This window comes from Acidimicrobiales bacterium (assembly GCA_040219515.1).
In the GTDB taxonomy this organism is placed as follows: Bacteria; Actinomycetota; Acidimicrobiia; order Acidimicrobiales; family Aldehydirespiratoraceae; genus JAJRXC01.
This window is the reverse complement of sequence record JAVJSI010000012.1, coordinates 176,945-195,790: the sequence shown is the minus strand read 5'-3', so window position 1 is coordinate 195,790 and position 18,846 is coordinate 176,945. Positions and strand designations below refer to the sequence as shown.

Here is an 18,846-nt window from a genome sequence, read left to right as displayed (position 1 = left end):
CCACAGAACTACTTGATCCACAGGATCTCCGAGGTTCGGTGGACGATGAGCCAGCCGCCGGCGTCACGACCGAGGCGGTGTCGGTACTGCACCCCCAGCGCCATGTCGGCGCCGCCGTCGACCCGCTCGAGCTGGATCACCACCGCGTAGACGTCCATCGTCGCGGCATCGTTGCCGACATCGACGTCGATCAGCGGGTCGGCGAGAACGTGCATGCTCTTGGCGAACGTCCGTGGTTTGTCCCGCAGTTCTGCGAGATGGTCGACCACCGTCTGGCGGCGACCACCGGCCACGATCTCGCCGTTGGGGTGGAACAGCGTCGCCAGCGCGTCGATGTCACGCTCGTCGATGGCGCGGGCGTAGCGCTGCGGGATCCGCCGGATGTCCTCGATCGATTCGAGCCGGTCCAGCCGCGCCTCGACGGCGCTCACAGCACGGCGACCGGGTTGACCGGACATCCCGTGCCACCCGGGATCCGTAGGGGGTTCATGGCGAACAGGAACTCCCAGCGATTCTGTGCGGCACATTCCGCTCGCAGCCCGCCGAGCGCCACGTTGTCGATGAGCAGGAGCCCCATCGCCACGATGCCCACCTGATGGATCGGGAAGATCCACCGGTCGGTGCCGAGCCCGGGCATCGGGTCGGAGATGCCGTCGCTGCCGAGCACCGCGATCTCGCGCTCGTGCAACCACGGCAGGCATTCGTGGTGGAGGCCCGACATCCCCTTCGCCGGGTTGAGGGCGCCGCCCTTCTCGGCCCGAAGTGCATCCCGGCCCGTCCCCACGAGGACGATGTCGCCGCGAGCGATCTCGGTACCGGCGAACTCCTCGGTGCGCCGGAGCTCGTCGAGCGTCACGACCGATCCGGGCTCGAGCGACTCGACGCCGGTCGCGGCGGCCACATCGAGCAGGACACCGCGGCCGACGACCCCGTCGGCCAATGCCATCACCGTGTTGCGGGTGGCGCCGTCGGACTGCACGGCGGATGCCGGCACCCCGTTGTACATCTCGCCCTCGACGAACATGTGGCACAACGCGTCGACATGCGTGATGCCGAGGCCGTGCACCTGGCAGCCCACATAGTCGCGACTCGCCTCGTAGCCGGGAATCCCGTTGCCGTGCCGACCGTCGTCGCCGGCGGCCAGCATGTGATGGTGGGCCGGGAACGGATTCTCCGCCGTCGGGACGACGGCGAGGTCGTTGGCGAGACTCACGGTTGTGCCCGACCGCACGAGCGTCGCGGCGTGGCGACGCTGCTCGGGGCCGAGATGGTTGAGGGTGCCGAGTTCGTCGTCGGGGCCCCAGCGTCCCCAGTTCTTCAACGACTCGAAGAGCGATGCGGGGTGGTCCGGCGGATTGGTTGACATCGTGGTCCTTGCTTCCATTGTTTGCGTCTCAGGTTTCGGTCACGGGCGCGGTGAACGCGCCGAGGACCATGTCGATCAGGTTTTCCACGAACTGCGCCCCGGAGAGCGTTCCGGCGCCGCCGTCGTGAGATGACCGGGCCCGTTGCGAGGCCGCGCGACCGAGCAGTTCGACACAGATGGCGACGCGAGCCCGAACGATGTCGGCGCCGAGCTCCGGGCTGCGTTTCGCCAGGAGCTCGTAGGCCTCATGTCCGGCGGTCCGGCGCACGAGCGCGGTGACCTCGCGGCCCACCTCGCCGGGGTGATCGGCGACGTCGAGCCCGATGCGCAGGAAGGCCCGTTCTCGCCAGCCTCGCTCGGCGAGTTCGGTCACGGGCCGGACCAACGCCTCGACGACGACACGGCGATCCACCGGAGGGGCAGCGAGTGCATGGTCGAGCAACTCTCGGCGACGCTCACCGATGAACCGCACGTTCGGCTCCAGCAACGCGACGAGTACGGCGTCGCGATCGCCGACGTGGTACTGCATCGCCGACGCATTCCGTTGTCCGGAGGCGCGGACGATCTCGGACAACGACACTGCGAACACGCCCCGTTCGGAGTAGAGCCGCGCGGCGACATCGAGAAGCTTCTCTCGGGTGGAGACGACCACACTCATGCGGTCACATTAGGCGCCCGGACGGTCAGGATTCGGGGTCGGGCTTCGGCGGTCGATAGAAGATCGCCATCTGCGCCACGGCGGCCAGCACGCCACCCACGCCAGCGATCAGGAGGCCGTTGATGCCGTCGAAGTCGGTGTCGAGGAGTCCGAACTCGTAGTCGAGCGAGTACTGGCCCGGTCCGGTCGTGGCGATGCCGACGGCGACGACGGCGAGAATGAAGTTGTATTCCCAGCCGTCACCCACGATGAAGAAGCCGTTCGGGCGGTGGACCGTCCAGGCCGCGACCGTCATGACCGCGACCATGCCGGCCGCCGCGAGCGGCGTGAAGAGACCGACGGCGAACAGGAGACCGGCGCCGACCTCGGTGGAGGCCGCGAGATAGGCATGGAGCTTGCCCGGCCGCATGCCCATCGAGTCGAACCAGCCGGCGGTGCCCGGAATACGGCCGCCCCTGAAGAACTTGCCGTAGCCGTGGGCGGCCAGGGTGACGCCGAGGATGAACCGGATCAGGCCGACACCCAGGCTCACCCGCTCGGCCCAGAACGGATACTCCGGTGCGAAATCTGCGATCAACATGGGCTCCCCCTCATCGGGGCGAGTGTAGGACCCATCCTGCGGTCCGACCACAAAACGCCCAGCGGGCGGGTCCCACTCCCTGGAAGGAAGAGACCCGCCCGCCTGTCCCCCAACTTGGAGGGGTGGGGATCAGTTGCCCGGCGGTGCCGGGCTGCCGACTCAGGGCATCAGCACCGAGTCGATGATGTGCACCGTGGCGTTGGCCGTGGGCACGTCCTGGCAGATGGTGGTGGCGGCACCGTTGACGCTGACGACATCGCCTTCAGCGGCGAAGGTCAGTTCCGCACCATTGACCGTGGTCGCCGAGCCGGCGGCCACGAGGTCGTCGGAGCTGAGCATCTCACCGGAGATCACGTGGAACGTGAGGATGCTGAAGAGCAGGTCCTCGTCCGCGAGCACCGCATCGAGATCAGCCGGGGGGATCGCACCGAACGCATCGTTGGTCGGGGCGAAGATGGTGAACGGACCGTCGCTGTTCAGCGTGTCGACCAGGTCGGCCTCCATGACAGCGGTGACCAGCGTCGAGAGCAGCGGGTTCGCCGATGCCGCGGTGGCCGCGGTCTCTTCGGACATGCCGGCGAACGAGCCAGCACCATCAGCGGGGACCGCCGAGCACGCCGGACCGTTGGCACCGAGCATCGCGTCGCCGCTCATGTCGTCGGACATGTCGTCGCTCATGTCGTCGTCACCGGTGAGGGTTGCGATGGCATCGAGGGCGACCTGGGGCAGCAGCACCGAGTCGACGATGTGGACGGTGCCGTTGGCCACGGGGACGTCAGAGCAGATGACGTTGGCGTCGTTGACCATGGTGCCGTCGGCGCCGAAGGTGAGTTCGTCACCCTCGACCGTCCCGGACGAACCGAGCGAACCGAGGTCAGCCGCAGTGGCGGACTCGCCACCGATGACGTGGTAGGTCAGGACGCTGGTGAGCAGGTCCTTGTCGGCCAGCACGGCACTGAGGATGTCTTCGGGAATTGCGTCGAAGGCATCATTGGTCGGGGCGAAGATCGTGAACGGACCGTCGCTGTTCAGCGTGTCGACCAGGTCGGCCTCGCCGACCGCCGTCACCAGGGTGGAGAGCAGCGGGTTCGCCGATGCCGCGGTGGCGGCGGTGTCGTCGGCCATGCCGGCGAACGAACCATCACCTTCGGTGGGAACGGCTTCACAGCCGGGCCCGAAGGCACCGAGCATGTCGACCGACATGTCGTCGGCCATGTCGTCGGCCGGCGCCACGGTGTCGACCGGGTCGGCCGCGGTGTCGGTGTCGTCGTCGCCACAGGCGGCGAACAGGAGTCCGCCGGCTGCGATGACCGCACCGACACGAAGTCGGTTCCTGGTTCGTAGAGGAGTCTTGGGGGTACTCATTTGCTTGCTCTTTTCTGTGTGAGATTGCTGGTTGGGGGAGGAGATCAGGCCTCGTCGACGAGAACGACGACGGTGTGATGGCCAGTGGCTCCGTTTGGTAGAGGTTCGGAGCGCTCCTCGGTCTGGATTGCTCCGTTTCGATCAATTGCGCGAACTTCCACGGAATGGCGACCGGGCACGGCGTCCCACTCGAACGACCACTGGCGCCAGGTCGTGTCGTTGACCTCCGTGGCGAGCTCGGCCGGCTGCCAATCGCCCTCATCGATGCGCAGCTCGACGCCGTCGATGCCGATCGTCTGGGCCCAGGCCACGCCGCCGATGACGAACGGTCCCGGCGGGATCCGGTCGAGACCGCGGGGGCGGTCGATCCGGCTCTGCAACTTGATCGGGGCCCGAACGCTGTAGCCGCGCGGCACCCAGTAGTGGTCGAAGTCGTCGAACGTCGTGAGCTCGATCTCGGTCAGCCACTTCGTGGCCGATGCGTAGCCGTAGATGCCGGGAACGATGAGTCGGGCCGGGAACCCGTGCTCGAGGGGCAAGGGCTCGCCGTTCATCCCGAAGGCGACCATGGCGTCGCGCCCGTCGAGTGCGGCCACCGGGAATCCGCAGGTGTAGCCGTCGACCGACCGGCCGACGATCTGGTCGGCGGCGGCATCGATGCCGGCTTCGGCCAGCAGATCGTCGAGGCGAACGCCCATCCAGCGGGCCGTACCGATCAGTTCGCCGCCGATGGTGTTGCTCACGCAGGCCAGCGTGATGTCGTGCTCCTCCACCTGGCGCTCGAGGAGGTCGTCGAACGTGAGGCGAAGTGGCTGGTCCACCATGCCGGTCACGCGCAGCTCCCAGCCCTCGACCGGCACCTGGGGCACGGTGAGGGCGGTGTCGATGCGATAGAAGACGTCGTTTCCCGTGAACAGGGGCGCCGCACCCTCGGCCTGGGCACCGGCCGGCACTGCGGCCTCGGGCACGTCCGGCACCGGCAAGCGGGTGGCGGCGCGGGAGTCGGCGGCGCTGAAGCGAGCCTCGAGCCTGCGGCCGGTGGCGGCGAAGACGGCAGCCACGCCGGCCAGCACGCCCGTCTGGGCCAGGAACCGGCGGCGCTCACTGGGATGGCGAAGGCCGAGCCGAGGGGCGATATCGCCCAGCACCGGCCGAGTGCGACCCAGCCACCACAGAGCGGCGGCGGCGACGACCGATCCGACCACGCTGGGCAGCACGGCCGTCAGCGAGGCGCCGGTGCGGTCTCCCAACGAGGCGAGTGAACCGAGCAGGCCGAACAGCGCGATGCCGGCGTAGCCGAAGCGAGGATCGCGGCGCAGGGCCAGGATGCCGACCACGGCCGCGTAGATCGCGAGAATCGCGGCGATACCGACCAGCAGGGCGATCTTGTCGTTGGTCCCGAACCAGTCGATGGCCAGCTCCTTCGCCCAGACCGGCACCCGATCCACGACACGGTCGCCCACATCGAGCACGGGCGATCGCAGCGAGGAGCTCAGTCCGGCCACGACCTCGGCCACGCCGAGTCCGGCTGCCGCGCTGACGAGACCGCCGAGCGCCGCCGCGGCGACGCCACGGATGCCGGGCCGCCGGAACGCGGCGGGGGAAACATCGTCGGCAGGAGAGGGTGGAGCGTTCATGGGACTGGTTCGACACCGGTGCCCCTGCGGATTGGTCCTTCGGCTCAATCGGACGAAATCGCCAATCCAACGGGGGGTCGGCTCCGAACAGCGCAACAATGAGTGACGTGAACCCTTTTCGTCTGATCCGGTCGTCAAATCCGGAGTCGAGCGCCTCCTCGGCCGCGGACGCGGTCGGGAGCGCGCTCCATCAGGCCGGCCGGGGCGACGAGAAGGCGTTCGGCCGCTTCTACGACCTCACCGCGGCCATGGTCCACGGCATCGTGCTCCGCGTGGTGCGCGACCCGGGCATGGCCGAGGAGATCACGCAGGAAGTGTTCCTCGAGATCTGGCGCCTCGCTCCGCGCTACGAACCCTCGCGAGGCTCGGCCAAGAGCTGGGCCGCGACCATCGCTCACCGCCGAGCGGTCGACCGGGTGCGTTCCGAACAGTCCCGTCGACGCCGGGAGGAAGCCGACGGACGCAAGGACACGGCGGCGTTCGACTCGGTCAGCGAGATCGTCGACGACGAGTTCGAACGCGAGCGGGTCGTGAAGGCCCTGGCCTCGCTGAGCGAGACCCAACGCGAGGCTGTCAGCCTCGCCTACTACGGAGGCCACACCTATCGCGAGGTCGCCGCCCTGCTCGAGGTACCCGAAGGCACCGTCAAGACACGAATACGCGACGGCCTCATCCGACTGCGCGACACGCTGGGAGTGACCAATGACATCTGATCTGCACCATCTCGCCGGCGCCTACGCGCTGGACGCCCTCGAGCCCGACGAGCGGGCCGCCTTCGAAGCCCACTATCCGGGCTGTGACATCTGCCGCGACGACGTCGTCGACTATCGGGAGACCGCCAGCCTGCTGGCGTCCGCGACCGCCGCCGCCGTTCCGGCCGGCGTCCGGGGCCGGGTCATGGCCGAGATCTCCGCCACCCGCCAGATCTCGCCGGTCCTCCCCGACCGGGTCGTCGATCTGGCCGAACGGCGGCGCGACCGTACACGGCGGGCCGGCATGCTCGCGGCGGTGGCCGCCGCCATCGTGGCCATCGTCGGCTTCGCCTCGGTGCTGCGCACCGACGGGGGCAACGATCTCGAGGCCGTGTTCGAGGCCCCCGATGCGGTCGTCGCGTCCATGCAGGGCGACGACGGGCTCATCCAGGTCGTCTGGTCGGCCGAACGGGACCAGGTGGTGCTCGTCGGCTCCGACGTGCCCGCGGTCGGTGCCGATCAGGCCTACGCCCTCTGGTTCCTGCTCGACGATGGCGTCGCTCCCGCCGGCCTCTTCTCCCCCGACGAGTCGGGAACGGTCCGCTCCCTGATCGATGTCGACGACCTGGCCGGCAACGGTTTCGGCGTCACCATCGAACCGGCCTCGGGGTCGGACCAGCCGACCTCGCCGGTGATCTACTCCGCCACGATCTGAGCCGTCACCCGCCCCTGGGGGCCCCGCACATGATGGTGTGAATGCAGTTCACACCCATGTGAACAGATGACATACGATCGGCTAGGATGCCCGCATGGCCAAGCAGCGGATCGACCGGCACGACGTCATCGCGTCCGCCACCCGTGTCGTCGACCGCCGCGGCAACCTCGCCGATCTGGCGTTGGGAAAGATCGCCGAGGACCTCGGTGTGCGCACCTCTGCCCTCTACAACCACGTCGACGGTGTCGACGGCCTGCGGCGCGCGCTCGCTGCGCAGTCCGGCGAGAAGCTGGCCAACCTCCTTCGCGACGCGGCGGTCGGACGGGCCGGGGCCGACGCGCTCGAAGAGCTCGCCCACACCTATCGGCGCTTCGCCCACGACCACCCGGGCCAGTACGCGAGCACGTTGCTCGCCCCGTCCACGCCGGCACCCGTCGCCGAGACCCCCGAACCGCAGGCCGAGATCGTGCGGGTCATCGCTCGGATTCTCGGGGCGTTCTCGCTCGAGGGTGACCAGGCCATCCATGCCGCCCGGGTCGTGCGCAGTGCCATCCACGGATTCGTCGCCCTCGAGGCCACCGAGTCCTTCGTGAACCCGCAGGACCACGACGAGAGCTTTCGCATGCTGGTCGCGTTCCTGATCGCCGGTCTCGACGCCGGCCTGCTCGCACAACGACATGACATCATCGTCGCCGAGCAAGATCTCGGCTGGTCGGAGGAATTGTGAAGCGTTCGGAACCGTCTCGACCGAAGACGGTGATCGGGTGGCGCGAGTGGGTCGGTCTGCCCGACTGCGGTGTGCCGCGCATCAAGGCGAAGGTCGACACCGGTGCCCGCACATCGGCGCTGCACGCCTTCTCGCTCGAGGAGTTCGTCGAGGGCGACACGCTCTGGGTCCGCTTCGAGGTCCACCCCGACCAGCGGTCCTCCGAGGGAGCCGTCATCGTCACCGCCCCGATCGTCGAGCATCGCAGGATCCGCAGTTCCAACGGCACGGTCCAGAACCGACCGGTGATCCGTACCACCCTCGAGGCGGTCAACCACAGGATTCCCATCGATGTCACCCTCACCAATCGCGACGAGATGGGCTTTCGCATGCTGATCGGCCGCGCCGCCCTGCGGAAGCGCTTCCTCGTCGACCCCACCCGTAGCTACTGCGGCGGCAAGTGATGGACACGACGCAAGAGGCCCGCACCGTCGCCGGCCACACCTTGACGCCCGGCACCCGCACCGAGATGGAGCTGCGGCCGGCGAAACTCCCCTCCGGCGGCTGGATGTCCATTCCCGTGGTCGCGCTCCACGGCACCCGACCCGGTCCCACCGTGTGGTTGAGCGCGGCCATCCACGGTGACGAGATCTGTGGCGTCGAGATCATCCGTCAGGTCCTGGCGCCACTACGGCCTCGGGAGATGGCCGGCACGCTGCTCGCCGTCCCCGTGGTCAACGTGCCCGGGTTCGCCAACGGCGACCGGTACATGCCCGACCGTCGCGACCTCAACCGGTCGTTCCCCGGATCCAAGCGCGGCTCGCTCGCCTCCCGCTTCGCCCACGCGTTCATGAGCGAGATCGTGCAACTCTGCGATGTCGGCATCGACCTCCACACCGGTTCGGACCATCGCCGCAACGTGCCCCAGATCCGGGCCGACCTGACCGACGCCCGGACGGCCGAACTCACCCGCGTGTTCGCCGCGCCCTACGCCCTGCACTCGAGGCTGCGCGACGGTTCACTTCGCGAGGCCGCGTGCAGCAGGGGCGCCACCGCGCTGCTCTACGAGGCCGGCGAGGCGTGGCGGTTCGAACGCGACGCGATCGAAGTCGGGGTGCGGGGCGTGCGCCGCGTGCTGTCCCACCTGGGTGTCACCTCACCCGACGCCGCGAGTGCGGATGTCGTGCCAACCACTATCCTCGGGTCGTCGTCGTGGGTTCGCAGTCCACAATCCGGGCTTGCCCGCCTCGACGTCGAACTCGGCGACACGGTCACCGAACGCCAGACCATCGGTGTCGTCGCCGACGCCATCGGCACCACCCAGCGCCCGATTCGAGCCCCGAGAGCCGGGGTCGTGATCGGCCGCAACGAGTCCCCCGTCGTGCACCGAGGCGACGCCCTCGTCCACATTGCTGAACACAACGCCGCCGAACACTCCGCAGGAGAGTCCGCATGAAGCTCGCAATTCTGTCCCGTTCCCCCAAGGCCTACAGCACGCAACGGCTGCGGACCGCCGCCGAGGAACGGGGCCACACCGTACGGGTGCTCGACACCCTGCGGTTCGCCATCGACCTGTCGAGGGCCGAACCCGAACTCCAGTACCGGGGCAAGCCGCTCTCCGACTATGACGCGATCCTGCCGCGCATCGGTGCGTCGGTCACCTTCTTCGGCACCGCGCTCGTCCGCCAGTTCGAACAGATGGACGTCTACACGCCGAACACGGCCAACGGCATCTCGAACTCGCGCGACAAGCTGCGGGCCACCCAGATCCTGTCGCGCCACGACATCGGCATCCCCGCCACGTCGTTCGTGCGCAACCGCGGTGATGTCGAGGCCGCCATCGAGCGGGTCGGCGGGGCCCCCGTGGTCATCAAGCTTCTCGAGGGCACACAGGGCATCGGCGTCATCCTCGCCCCCGACAATCGGGTTGCCGCCGCCGTGATCGAGACCCTCCAGAGCACCGCCCACAACGTGCTGCTCCAACGCTTCATCGCCGAGAGCAAGGGCACCGACATCCGCGCCCTGGTGGTCGGCGACCGGGTCGTCGCGGCGATGCGGCGGCGGGCCCAGGGCGACGAGTTCCGCTCCAACGTCCATCGCGGCGGCAGCACCGAACAGGTCGAGCTCAGCGCCGAGTACGAGCGCACCGCCGTGCAGGCTGCGCAGATCATGGGCCTCCGCGTGGCGGGCGTCGACATGCTCGAGGGCGACGACGGACCGCTGGTGATGGAGGTCAACTCCTCGCCCGGTCTCGAAGGCATCGAGGGAGCGACCTCGCTCGACATCGCCGGCGCCATCGTCGACTATGTCGCCAACCAGGTCGGCTTCCCCGAGCTCGACGTGCGCCAGCGGCTGAGCGTCAGCACCGGCTACGGCGTCGCCGAACTCCATGTGCGTGAAGGCGCCGGTCTGGTCGGCACGACCATCGCCGACTCCGGTCTCCAAGACCGCGACATCGTGATCCTCACCCTGAGTCGCGGCACCACCGTGATCCCGAATCCGCGCCAGGCCCGCGAGCTCGAAGCCGACGACCGCCTGCTGTGCTTCGGTCGACTCGAGGCCATGCGAGACATGATCCCCGACCGCAAGCGTCGGCGCCCCCGCATCAAGCCGCTGCCCGAGGAACCGATCCCCGAGTCCGACGACTGAGCTCCTCAGTCGAGCGGGTCGGCGATCTCCCACACGAGCGACGACCAGCCGAAGTCGACCGCGCCCATGCCCTCACCGGTACGTGCCTCGTAGTACTCGCGCAGACCTTCACGAAGCACGACGGCCACCAGCCGATCGCGCAGATCGTCGGCCTCGTCGGCGTAGCCGAGGCGCCGCAACCCCATCCACGCGAACCAGGCCGCGTTGACCCAGGACGGTCCACGCCAGTAGCGCCGCAGCCCCCAGTAGTGGTCACGCGATGTGTGCGCAGGGTCGTCGAGCGCCACCGACGCCAGCGGCACGCCGTCCCAGAACTTCGGGTGGAGCAACGTCTCCCGCACGAGTCGATGGCCGATCTCGGGCGGCAGGTCCGGCAGAGCCAGCGGCGCCAGGGTGTCCCAGGTGAACGGGATGTCGGCCTTGGCGACCGTGCGCACCGGGTTGCGGGTGTCGTCGAGAAACCGACCCAGCCGCTCGTCCCACAGCCGGTCGACGAGGGCCGGCGTGGGCGACGGATTCCCCATCGACTGTTCGGCCAGCGACCAGAGCACGTTGGTGACCACCTCGCAGACCACCGGACGACCGTCGTCGGCCACCCGGCGAGCGTCGAAGCCCCGCCGGCGGTTGGCGTGGATGAGCGTGGGGAACAGCCGGCGACCCTGCGCCCGCCAGCCCCACACATGGTCGAACTTCGGTGACGCGTCGAGACCCGATTCGTCGGGCTGGATGAGCCAGAGCAGGTTGTCGCCCTCGAGGTCGCGGTTGGCCCGCAGCCATTCGTGGTGCTCGACGATGCGCGGCTCGAGCGCGGGGTCCCCGACGGCCAGCGACCAGGCCCACGCCAGCAGCGGCGGCTGGATCGTGCTCGTGTTCGGCGCGTGGCGGGTCGCGACGTTGTAGCGGATGGCCCGTTCGAGATTGAGCGGACGACCGAGGAACGTGATGTGTCCGATGAACCCGTCGACCGAGGAGTCGAGCAGTGTTGCCAGTTCGAGCCGGGAACGGGCCGGATCGAGGCGACGCCAGATGATCGCGTGGAAGCACGAGTCCCAGTACCACTGCCAGTCGTAGCGGCCCGGCGACGGTGAACTGAACCCGTAGGAGCGACCGTCCTGGGTCCCCTCCCGCCAGTTCTGCTCGAGCACACGTGTGCACAACGCAGCGATCCGATCGGCAGGAGTGTCCACGAGAACCGACGCTAGCCCTGCCGGTCGAATGGTTCGACACTTAGTCTACTTGCAGAATATCTGGCGATAGACAATCCTTGAGGGCGATGATCGACTACTGGTGCAACGCGTTCACGCCCGACCGCGAACCGCTGTGGCAACGCGTCATCGCAGCCGACGGGCTCACCATCAAGCTCGGGGCGCGAGAGCGCGACGACTTCGCCGAACCCTCCGGCATGGTCGCGAGGATGAACAAGGCCGGGATCGCAACTCTCGTCATGCCCGTCTGTGACCTCGACGCCGACGCACCGCTCGACGACTACGCCCACTACGCCCTTCGGCCGGCCGAGATCCGCTCGCTGTCGGCCGACCATCCCGGCCGCTTCTTCGGCATGTTCAGCGTGAACCCCGACGATCCGGGCGACGTCGTCGCGGCGGCGGCTGCGCTCGACACCGACTGGTGCGTCGGGTTGCACAACCACACCCACAGCTGGGAGCACCGGCTCGACGCCGAGGTGTTCGACCCCTACTACGAACTGGCCGCAACCCACGCCGTGCCGTTCGTGATGCAGGCCGGAAGGTCCGGCGGTCACCGCATCCACGAGCTCGGCCATCCGCGCTCGATCGATGCACCGGCGCGGGCCTTCCCCGGTGTGCAGTTCGTTCTGTCCCACCTCGGCATCCCGTGGCTCACCGAGACCATCGAGATGGCCACCACGCACGCCAACGTCCACATCGGCACCGCCACCCATCCGCCCCGCCGATGGACCGAGGAGTTCCTCGAGTTCCTTCATGGCGACGGAGAGCACAAGGTGCTCTTCGGCACCGGGTACCCGCTCAACGGGCACCTCCACGTGTTGGCCCAACTGGACGCGCTCGACGTGTCGGCCGCAACGAAGGAAGCTCTACGGCAGGGCAATGCCCGCCGCATTTTCACCCGTATCCCCGCCCGAGTCGGAGACTGAACCATGACGAGCCGTGTCGGCACCACCTACAACATTCCCCCGGCGCCACCGGACCCCGCGAGCACCGACTGGCTCGACATCGGGCCACTGCGCATCGGCATCGAGTACCGCAAGGTCGACCCCGCTGCCCTCGACACGATCTACGCCGACACGGAGCACCTCGACGAGCTCCACGAGACCTCGCCCGAGGGCGGCTTCACCGACGAAGGCGTGTCATTGCACGTGATGAGCATCGCCGACGACCACGAGTTCGTCCGCTTCGACCTGTTCGTCGACGAGCCCCACTACCACTATGTCGACAAGGCGGCCGACACGAACACGATCGTGCACTTCGACACGGTTGCCCACGGTCCGATGACGCCCTGGGCGCTCGGGCAACTGCGCCATCGACTGCCCGACATGCTGCGTCACGCCGGCGCCACCGGGGTGGTCGACGAGATCACCGACGAGCTCGGTGCCGACGTGGCCGACCGTGTCGAAGCCCATCTCCGCCAGATCGGTGAACTGTCATGAGCATCACTGTCCGGCCGATCACGCCCGCCATCGGCGCCCAGGTGACCGGGGTGAAGCTCGGCGACGCTACCGACGACGACATCGCCGAGGTGAAGGCGGCGGTGGCGGAGCACAAGGTCCTCTTCTTCGCCGAACAGCACCTCAGCCCACCCGACCATCTCGCCTTCGCCCGGCGGATGGGTGAGCTCGACATCGCCGCATTCGGTCCCAAGCACGCCGAGCATCCCGAGATGACCGTCCTCGATCAGCTCGCGCCCAAGGGCGAGGGCGCCGACGCGTGGCACACCGACAACACCTATGTCACGAACCCGCCGTCCTACACCATCCTGCAATCGGTGATGCTGCCCGACCTTGGGGGCGACACCTGCTTCGCCGACATGTACGCGGCGTGGGACGCCCTCTCGCCGGTCATGCAGGAGCTGCTGTCGGGGCTCACCGCCACGCACGACCTGACCAAGACGCTGACGCGAGCGATCGCCGACGGCAACAGCGACGCCGACCTCGCCGAGATGCAGGCCGCCTACCCGCCCGTGCACCATCCGATCGCCCGGGTTCATCCCGAAACCGGTCGGACCACACTGTTCATCAACGGCAACTTCACCACGAAGATCGACGGGCTGACCGCGGCCGAGTCCGAGGCACTGCTTCCGATGCTCCTGAACCACATCGGCTACCCCGGTTTCCAGTGCCGTCACCGTTGGAGCGAGGGCGATCTGACGATGTGGGACAACCGGGCCGTCCAGCACTTCGCGGTGCCCGACTACACCTCACGACGGATCATGCACCGTCTGACGATCGCCGGTGAGCGCCCCGAGGGGCCGTCGTGAGCCTGATCCCCGAGCGCTACGCGGCCTACGAGACCACCGCCACGATCGGCGTCGTGAACTTCACGGCCGTCCGCGGCGACGTACCTGCGACCCTGGCGAAGATCGAGGCGAACATCCGCGAGGCCGGTACCCAGGGTGTCGACATCCTCGTGTTCCCCGAGGAGGCGCTCACCGGTCTGGGCGGCTGCACCGCTTGCCGCGAAGAGGTCGAACACTGCGACTACCACCACGGTCTCGCCGAAACGGTTCCGGGTCCGTCCACCGAACGCATCGCCGAGTTGTGCGCCGAGTACGACATCTACGTGTCGGTCGGCATGATGGAGCGCGACGCCGACGACCCCGAGATCCTCTACAACGCCGTTGCCTTCATCGGTCCTGAGGGCATCCAGGGCACCTATCGGAAGCTCCACCTCGGGTCGCTGCCCTGGGTCACCGAGGGCGTCACGTTCACGCCCGGCGACTCGCTGCCGGTGTTCGAGACCCGCTTCGGACCGGTCGGTGTGCAGATCTGCTACGACTTCTGGTTCAATCCCGAGCTGTCACGACTGCTCGCCCTCAAGGGCGCCCGGATCATCCTCAACTCGTGCGGCACCTTCGTCGGCCCCGGCAAGCGCGACTACATGATCCAGACCACCGCCACCCGGGCTCAGGAGAACATCTGCTACGTCGCCTCGTCGAACCACGTGGGTGGCGAAGACGTGGGGAACTCGAGCTACGCCGCCGGCGCCCTCGACGAGGGCCGCGCCGCCGACATGCTCGGTCATTCGACGATCGCCGGTCCCGCCTTCCCCCGCTTCAGCCAGGTGCTGGCCGAGGCCGGCGACAGCGAGGAGATGGTGAGCGCCACCGTCAGCTTCGAGAAGCTCCATCGTTGGGAACCCATCTTCCCGTGGCGCGACTGGCGCGCCACCCACCAACAGGGCATCTCCAAGCTCATCGCCGAAGAGTTCGCCGCCCTCGCCCCCTGATCCGCACCGGGTCTTTTGCAACGGGGGTCTGACCCCGATTGCAACGGTGCCGCTACGAAACCCCGCCGACCAGCCCTTATGGGGTCAGACCCCCGTTGCGGTCAGCCGGTGTTGCGGAGGCCGGCGGCGACGCCGTTGACGGTGAGGAGCAGGGCGCGCTGGAGCCGTTCGGCCTCCTCGGGGTCGGCGCCGGCGCGGCTGCGGGCCAGCAGTTCGACCTGGAGCAGGTTGATCGGGTCGAGGTAGACGTCGCGCACCGCGAGGGTGCGTTTCAACACCGGTAGGTCGCCCAGCAGGTCACCACCGGTGAGACGGCCGAGCTCTTCCACGGTGCGGTCGTGCTCGTCGACCACGGTATCGAACAGGTGGTGCAACGACGGATCGACGAGCCGGTCGACATAGTTGCGGGTGATGGCGAGGTCGGTCTTCGCCAGGGTCATCTCGACGTTGGACAGGAACGTGCCGAAGAACTGCCACTCGGCGAACATCCGGGCCAGCGTCTCACCGTGTCCGGCGTCTCGGGCCGCCCGCAGTCCGGTCCCCACGCCGAACCAACCGGGGATGATCTGACGGGACTGCGTCCAGCCGAACACCCAGGGGATGGCGCGGAGTCCGTCGAGACCGTCGCCGGTCGTGGTCCGACGGGCCGGTCGCGAACCGATGTTCATGGCGCCCAACTCCTCGACCGGGGTGGAGGTGGTGAAGTACTCCACGAGGCCCGGTCGTTCGAGGAAGGCCCGGTACGCAGCGAACGCCGAGTCCGACATCGACTCCATCACGGCGCTCCACTCGGCCACCGTCTCCGGATCATTGCGCGGCGCCGCATGGGCCAGCGTGGCCTCGAGCACGGCGGAGAGGGCCAGATCGAGGTTGCGCTGAGCGAGGCGGGGCAACCCGTACTTGTCGGCGATCACTTCGCCCTGCTCGGTGATCTTCATCGAGCCGTTGACCGAGCCGGCCGGTTGTCCGAGGATCGCCGAGTTGGTCGGCCCACCCCCACGACCCACGGTGCCGCCCCGGCCGTGGAACACCATGATGTGGATACCGGTCTCCGCCGACACCGCGGCGATCTCGCGCAGCGCCTTGTGGATCTCCCATTGGGAGGTGGTGATGCCGCCGTCCTTGTTCGAGTCGGAGTACCCCACCATCACCTCCTGCACGTCGCCACGCAGTTCGACGATGCGGCGGTAGGCGGGCACCGCGAGCAGCTCGCGCAACACCACGCCGATGGAGCGAAGGTCGTCGATCGTCTCGAAGAGCGGCACGAACCCGATACGGGCGACGCCGCCGGGCACATCGACCAGGCCGACCTCCTTGGCGAGCACCGCCGGGGCGAGCACGTCGTCCACACCCTGGGTCATCGAGACGATGTAGCTCTTCATCACGTCGTCGCCGGCTCGATCGAGTCCTTCACGGATGACCGAGAAGAGCTCGATCGTCTGTGACTCCGAAGCTGCCGGCGGCGCGAGGGGCCGACGGTTGGCGAGCTCGTCGGCCAACAACTGGGTGCGGGCGGTGCGATCGAGCCCCTCGTAGTCGACGTCCAGCGCGGCGAACAACGGCGCCAGTGCCTCGTGAAGCACCACGGCGTGCTGGCGGATGTCGAGCGTGGCGAGATGGAACCCGATGGTCGACACGAGACGCCGCACGCGGGCCACCCGACCGGCGGCGAGCAGGGCCCCGCCGTGGCCACGCAGGGAGTCGGCGATCTGATCGAGATCGGCGGCGAGTTCTTCGGGCCGGTCGTAGGCGTGGGGCCCGGACGCGTCACCCACGGTCCGCAGCAGGCGCTCGTGGATCACCGCACAGCGCTGGCGGTAGGGCTCGCCTGCGCTCAACGTCGCGAATCGCGACGTGACCGAAGGAAAGCGACGCCGATCGTCCTCGAGCTGGCCCGTCAGCTCGTCGGACACCGCCGCGACCGCAGCACCGACCGACAGCTCTGCTGACAGCTGCTCGATCTCGGCGATGAGGATCCGCAGGGCCCTCGTACGTTGGAAATCGAGAACCTCGAGTGTCGTCGACGGGGTGACGTTGGGATTGCCGTCGCGATCGCCGCCAACCCATGACCCGAAGCGCACCGGCACATGGTCGCCGAGCGGCCCACCCAGCGACCCACCGAGGTCGGACAGGGTCGCGTCGACGTCGTCGAGCAGCTGGGGAAGACCGTCGACCACCATCTCACCGAGGAAATACAGGATGGATCGGGCCTCGTCCTCCGGCGTGGGCTGCGCCCTGCGCAGCTCGTCGGTCAGCCAGATCGCGTCGACGAGTTCGTCGACGCGACGGTCGATGCGACGGCGATCGGTGTCGCTGGCCCGAGTGTCGGTCCGCTCCTCGATGAGGGCGGCGATCTCGGCGAGCTTGTCGAGAATCGACCGCCGCGAGGCTTCGGTGGGGTGCGCGGTGAACACGGGGCGGAGGTCGAGCGAGTTGGCTGCGGCCACGATCGCGTCGTCGTCGTGGCCCATCGCCCGGAGCCGCGCCACGGTCTCGGGAAAGCGGCGGTCGCGAGACCGAGCCGTCTTCAGCTCGTCGACTCGGTGCACCTGCTCGGCCGTGTTGGCCAGATGGAAGTAGGTCGTGAAGGCCCGAGCGAGGTGGATCGCATCGACGAGATCCACGTCCTCCAGTGCATCGGCCAGTTCTCGTGTGGACGCCTGGTCGCGACGCAGCTCTCGAGCGATGGCCCGAACTCGCTCGACGCGGTCCAGCAGGCCCTGGCCGTGTTGGCGCACGAGCGCATCGCCGAGCTGGGTTCCCAGCCGACGGATGTCGCTTCGCAACGCCGCATCGAGGTCGTCGAGCGCGTGGTCGGAGGGCGAATCAGCCATGCTCGAACTGTCGCACACGCAGACCCTTCGCGCCCGACCCTTCAGTCTCTCGTCAGCCCCAGCTCGCCGGATAATCGGGGTCGGACACCGACCGCGCCGCATCGGTCATCTCGAGCGGCCGGAACGTGTCGATCATCACGGCTGTCTCCTCGGTGCGCGAAGCACCGAGCGACGCCTCGACGCTGCCGGGTTGCGGCCCGTGGACGAAGCCGGCCGGATGAAAGGAGATCGACTCCTTCTCGACTCCCGACCCGCGTCGGCTCATGAAGTCGCCGTCGGAATAGAACAGCACCTCGTCGCTGTCGACGTTGGCGTGGTGATAGGGCACCTTGATGGCGTCGGGATGGAAATCGAACGGCCGGGGTACGAAGGAACAGACCACGAGTCCGTCGGCCGCGAACGTCTGATGGACGGGCGGCGGCTGGTGGATGCTGCCGACGACGGGCTCGAAGTCGGCGATGTTGAGCACCCAGGGATAGACGCAGCCGTCCCATCCGACGACGTCGAATGGATGATGTGCGTGGGTGTGCCATGTGGCGCCACCGACCGACCGCACGAGCACGTCGACGTCGGTCTCGTCGCGCGCGTCGAACTCGGCGGGACCACGAAGATCGCGTTCGCAATAGGGAGCATGTTCGAGGAACTGGCCACCGGCCGAGAGGTAGCGGTCGGGCACCGACACCGCGCCGCTGGTCTCGATCACGAGGGCCCGCAGGTCGACCACATCGGTCCATTGGTGGTTGACCCCCGAGGGAACCACCACGTAGTCGCCGGAGCCGACCGTGATCGTGCCGAACACCGAGGCCAGCGTGGCCGAGCCGGACTGCACGTAGACGAGCTCGTCGCCGACCACGGATCGGGTCAGCGGACTGTCGGTGTCGGCGCAGACCCAGCCGATGCGGACATCGGCGTTGCGCAGCAGCATCTGGCGACCTCGCACGGGATCGGCCGATGGCGTCGGCAGGGTCGCCGGTCGCAGGTGATGGGGTCGGAGCGGCGTCTCGAGGGACGACGTGACCGGGGCACCGTCGGCCTCGCGGATGGCGTGCACCGCAGACGGCGAATGGCGGTGGTAGAGAAGCGACGATTCGCCCGAGAATCCACGGCGGCCCATGAGTTCCTCGGCGTAGCGCTCCCCCTCGGGCGAGCGATGGTCGGTGTGGCGCTTCGGCGGCACCGAACCCACCCGTCGATAGTGCGGCATG

19 protein-coding genes are annotated in these 18,846 nt (G+C 68.3%); 10 read left to right on the top strand and 9 right to left on the bottom strand.

The annotated features are described in order from the left end of the window. Window positions 1–8: 8 nt before the first annotated feature. The 6 genes from RIB98_11740 to RIB98_11715 all read right to left on the bottom strand — a co-directional run bounded on the left by RIB98_11740 (window position 9) and on the right by RIB98_11715 (window position 5,606). Window positions 9–431: a nuclear transport factor 2 family protein gene (locus RIB98_11740; protein ID MEQ8841646.1), complete on the bottom strand. Its 423-nt coding sequence runs from the start codon at window positions 429–431 to the stop codon at window positions 9–11. Further along, the gene (locus tag RIB98_11735) at window positions 428–1,366 is read right to left on the bottom strand and encodes a cyclase family protein (GenBank protein ID MEQ8841645.1); all 939 of its coding nucleotides are present in this window, start codon (window positions 1,364–1,366) and stop codon (window positions 428–430) included. The genes RIB98_11740 and RIB98_11735 overlap by 4 nt, the downstream gene beginning before the upstream one ends. Window positions 1,367–1,394: 28 nt before the next feature. Continuing rightward, window positions 1,395–2,024 (bottom strand): hypothetical protein, encoded by a 630-nt coding sequence (locus tag RIB98_11730; protein MEQ8841644.1) that lies wholly within the window; start codon window positions 2,022–2,024, stop codon window positions 1,395–1,397. A 25-nt stretch (window positions 2,025–2,049) separates the two neighbouring features. Next, on the bottom strand, window positions 2,050–2,604 hold the full coding sequence (locus RIB98_11725; GenBank protein ID MEQ8841643.1) for a DoxX family protein: 555 nt from the start codon (window positions 2,602–2,604) through the stop codon (window positions 2,050–2,052). 159 nt (window positions 2,605–2,763) lie between these two features. Beyond that, a complete protein-coding gene (locus RIB98_11720) occupies window positions 2,764–3,969 on the bottom strand; it encodes a fasciclin domain-containing protein (GenBank protein ID MEQ8841642.1) in 1,206 nt (401 codons plus the stop codon). A gap of 44 nt (window positions 3,970–4,013) precedes the next feature. After that, window positions 4,014–5,606 (bottom strand): molybdopterin-dependent oxidoreductase, encoded by a 1,593-nt coding sequence (locus RIB98_11715; protein ID MEQ8841641.1) that lies wholly within the window; start codon window positions 5,604–5,606, stop codon window positions 4,014–4,016. A gap of 107 nt (window positions 5,607–5,713) precedes the next feature. Between RIB98_11715 and sigK the strand changes: the two genes are divergently transcribed. The 6 genes from sigK (at window position 5,714) to RIB98_11685 (ending at window position 10,368) form a co-directional block, all read left to right on the top strand. Then, window positions 5,714–6,319: an ECF RNA polymerase sigma factor SigK gene (sigK, locus tag RIB98_11710; protein ID MEQ8841640.1), complete on the top strand. Its 606-nt coding sequence runs from the start codon at window positions 5,714–5,716 to the stop codon at window positions 6,317–6,319. Next, window positions 6,309–7,013, top strand: a complete 705-nt coding sequence (locus RIB98_11705) for an anti-sigma factor (protein ID MEQ8841639.1) — start codon at window positions 6,309–6,311, stop codon at window positions 7,011–7,013. Before sigK ends, RIB98_11705 begins: the two co-directional genes overlap by 11 nt. Window positions 7,014–7,107: 94 nt before the next feature. Continuing rightward, on the top strand, window positions 7,108–7,740 hold the full coding sequence (locus RIB98_11700; protein MEQ8841638.1) for a TetR-like C-terminal domain-containing protein: 633 nt from the start codon (window positions 7,108–7,110) through the stop codon (window positions 7,738–7,740). Beyond that, a complete protein-coding gene (locus RIB98_11695) occupies window positions 7,737–8,183 on the top strand; it encodes a RimK/LysX family protein (GenBank protein MEQ8841637.1) in 447 nt (148 codons plus the stop codon). Before RIB98_11700 ends, RIB98_11695 begins: the two co-directional genes overlap by 4 nt. Next, window positions 8,183–9,175, top strand: a complete 993-nt coding sequence (locus tag RIB98_11690) for a M14 family metallopeptidase (GenBank protein MEQ8841636.1) — start codon at window positions 8,183–8,185, stop codon at window positions 9,173–9,175. Before RIB98_11695 ends, RIB98_11690 begins: the two co-directional genes overlap by 1 nt. Further along, a complete protein-coding gene (locus tag RIB98_11685) occupies window positions 9,172–10,368 on the top strand; it encodes a RimK family alpha-L-glutamate ligase (protein ID MEQ8841635.1) in 1,197 nt (398 codons plus the stop codon). Before RIB98_11690 ends, RIB98_11685 begins: the two co-directional genes overlap by 4 nt. A 5-nt stretch (window positions 10,369–10,373) precedes the next feature. Here the strand turns inward: RIB98_11685 and RIB98_11680 are convergent, their stop codons facing one another. Beyond that, window positions 10,374–11,555 carry a hypothetical protein gene (locus RIB98_11680; protein ID MEQ8841634.1) on the bottom strand — a complete coding sequence of 394 codons (1,182 nt, stop codon included), beginning with the start codon at window positions 11,553–11,555 and terminating at the stop codon, window positions 10,374–10,376. Window positions 11,556–11,641: 86 nt separating this feature from the next. On the opposite strand from RIB98_11680, the gene RIB98_11675 reads away from it, so the two are divergent. The 4 genes from RIB98_11675 to RIB98_11660 are packed head-to-tail and all read left to right on the top strand — an operon-like array spanning window position 11,642 to window position 14,807. Further along, window positions 11,642–12,499, top strand: a complete 858-nt coding sequence (locus RIB98_11675; protein ID MEQ8841633.1) for an amidohydrolase family protein — start codon at window positions 11,642–11,644, stop codon at window positions 12,497–12,499. Between the two features lie 3 nt (window positions 12,500–12,502). After that, window positions 12,503–13,012: a hypothetical protein gene (locus RIB98_11670; protein ID MEQ8841632.1), complete on the top strand. Its 510-nt coding sequence runs from the start codon at window positions 12,503–12,505 to the stop codon at window positions 13,010–13,012. Then, window positions 13,009–13,839 carry a TauD/TfdA family dioxygenase gene (locus RIB98_11665; protein MEQ8841631.1) on the top strand — a complete coding sequence of 277 codons (831 nt, stop codon included), beginning with the start codon at window positions 13,009–13,011 and terminating at the stop codon, window positions 13,837–13,839. The genes RIB98_11670 and RIB98_11665 overlap by 4 nt, the downstream gene beginning before the upstream one ends. Next, window positions 13,836–14,807 (top strand): carbon-nitrogen hydrolase family protein, encoded by a 972-nt coding sequence (locus RIB98_11660; GenBank protein ID MEQ8841630.1) that lies wholly within the window; start codon window positions 13,836–13,838, stop codon window positions 14,805–14,807. The genes RIB98_11665 and RIB98_11660 overlap by 4 nt, the downstream gene beginning before the upstream one ends. 101 nt (window positions 14,808–14,908) lie before the next feature. On the opposite strand, the gene ppc is transcribed toward RIB98_11660, so the two are convergent. Both ppc and RIB98_11650 read right to left on the bottom strand, forming a co-directional pair. Further along, window positions 14,909–17,641 carry a phosphoenolpyruvate carboxylase gene (gene ppc / locus RIB98_11655; protein MEQ8841629.1) on the bottom strand — a complete coding sequence of 911 codons (2,733 nt, stop codon included), beginning with the start codon at window positions 17,639–17,641 and terminating at the stop codon, window positions 14,909–14,911. A 52-nt stretch (window positions 17,642–17,693) separates the two neighbouring features. Next, window positions 17,694–18,845: a homogentisate 1,2-dioxygenase gene (locus RIB98_11650; protein ID MEQ8841628.1), complete on the bottom strand. Its 1,152-nt coding sequence runs from the start codon at window positions 18,843–18,845 to the stop codon at window positions 17,694–17,696. Window position 18,846 lies beyond the last annotated feature (1 nt).

Coding starts and splice junctions, on each gene's coding strand:
- RIB98_11705 (MEQ8841639.1), top strand. CDS start 6,309: ATGACATCTGATCTGCACCATCTCGCCGGCGCCTACGCGCTGGACGCC.
- RIB98_11715 (MEQ8841641.1), bottom strand. CDS start 5,606: ATGAACGCTCCACCCTCTCCTGCCGACGATGTTTCCCCCGCCGCGTTC.
- RIB98_11725 (MEQ8841643.1), bottom strand. CDS start 2,604: ATGTTGATCGCAGATTTCGCACCGGAGTATCCGTTCTGGGCCGAGCGG.
- RIB98_11665 (MEQ8841631.1), top strand. CDS start 13,009: ATGAGCATCACTGTCCGGCCGATCACGCCCGCCATCGGCGCCCAGGTG.
- ppc (MEQ8841629.1), bottom strand. CDS start 17,641: ATGGCTGATTCGCCCTCCGACCACGCGCTCGACGACCTCGATGCGGCG.
- RIB98_11675 (MEQ8841633.1), top strand. CDS start 11,642: ATGATCGACTACTGGTGCAACGCGTTCACGCCCGACCGCGAACCGCTG.
- RIB98_11670 (MEQ8841632.1), top strand. CDS start 12,503: ATGACGAGCCGTGTCGGCACCACCTACAACATTCCCCCGGCGCCACCG.
- RIB98_11650 (MEQ8841628.1), bottom strand. CDS start 18,845: ATGCCGCACTATCGACGGGTGGGTTCGGTGCCGCCGAAGCGCCACACC.
- RIB98_11700 (MEQ8841638.1), top strand. CDS start 7,108: ATGGCCAAGCAGCGGATCGACCGGCACGACGTCATCGCGTCCGCCACC.
- RIB98_11690 (MEQ8841636.1), top strand. CDS start 8,183: ATGGACACGACGCAAGAGGCCCGCACCGTCGCCGGCCACACCTTGACG.
- RIB98_11685 (MEQ8841635.1), top strand. CDS start 9,172: ATGAAGCTCGCAATTCTGTCCCGTTCCCCCAAGGCCTACAGCACGCAA.
- RIB98_11735 (MEQ8841645.1), bottom strand. CDS start 1,366: ATGTCAACCAATCCGCCGGACCACCCCGCATCGCTCTTCGAGTCGTTG.
- RIB98_11720 (MEQ8841642.1), bottom strand. CDS start 3,969: ATGAGTACCCCCAAGACTCCTCTACGAACCAGGAACCGACTTCGTGTC.
- RIB98_11730 (MEQ8841644.1), bottom strand. CDS start 2,024: ATGAGTGTGGTCGTCTCCACCCGAGAGAAGCTTCTCGATGTCGCCGCG.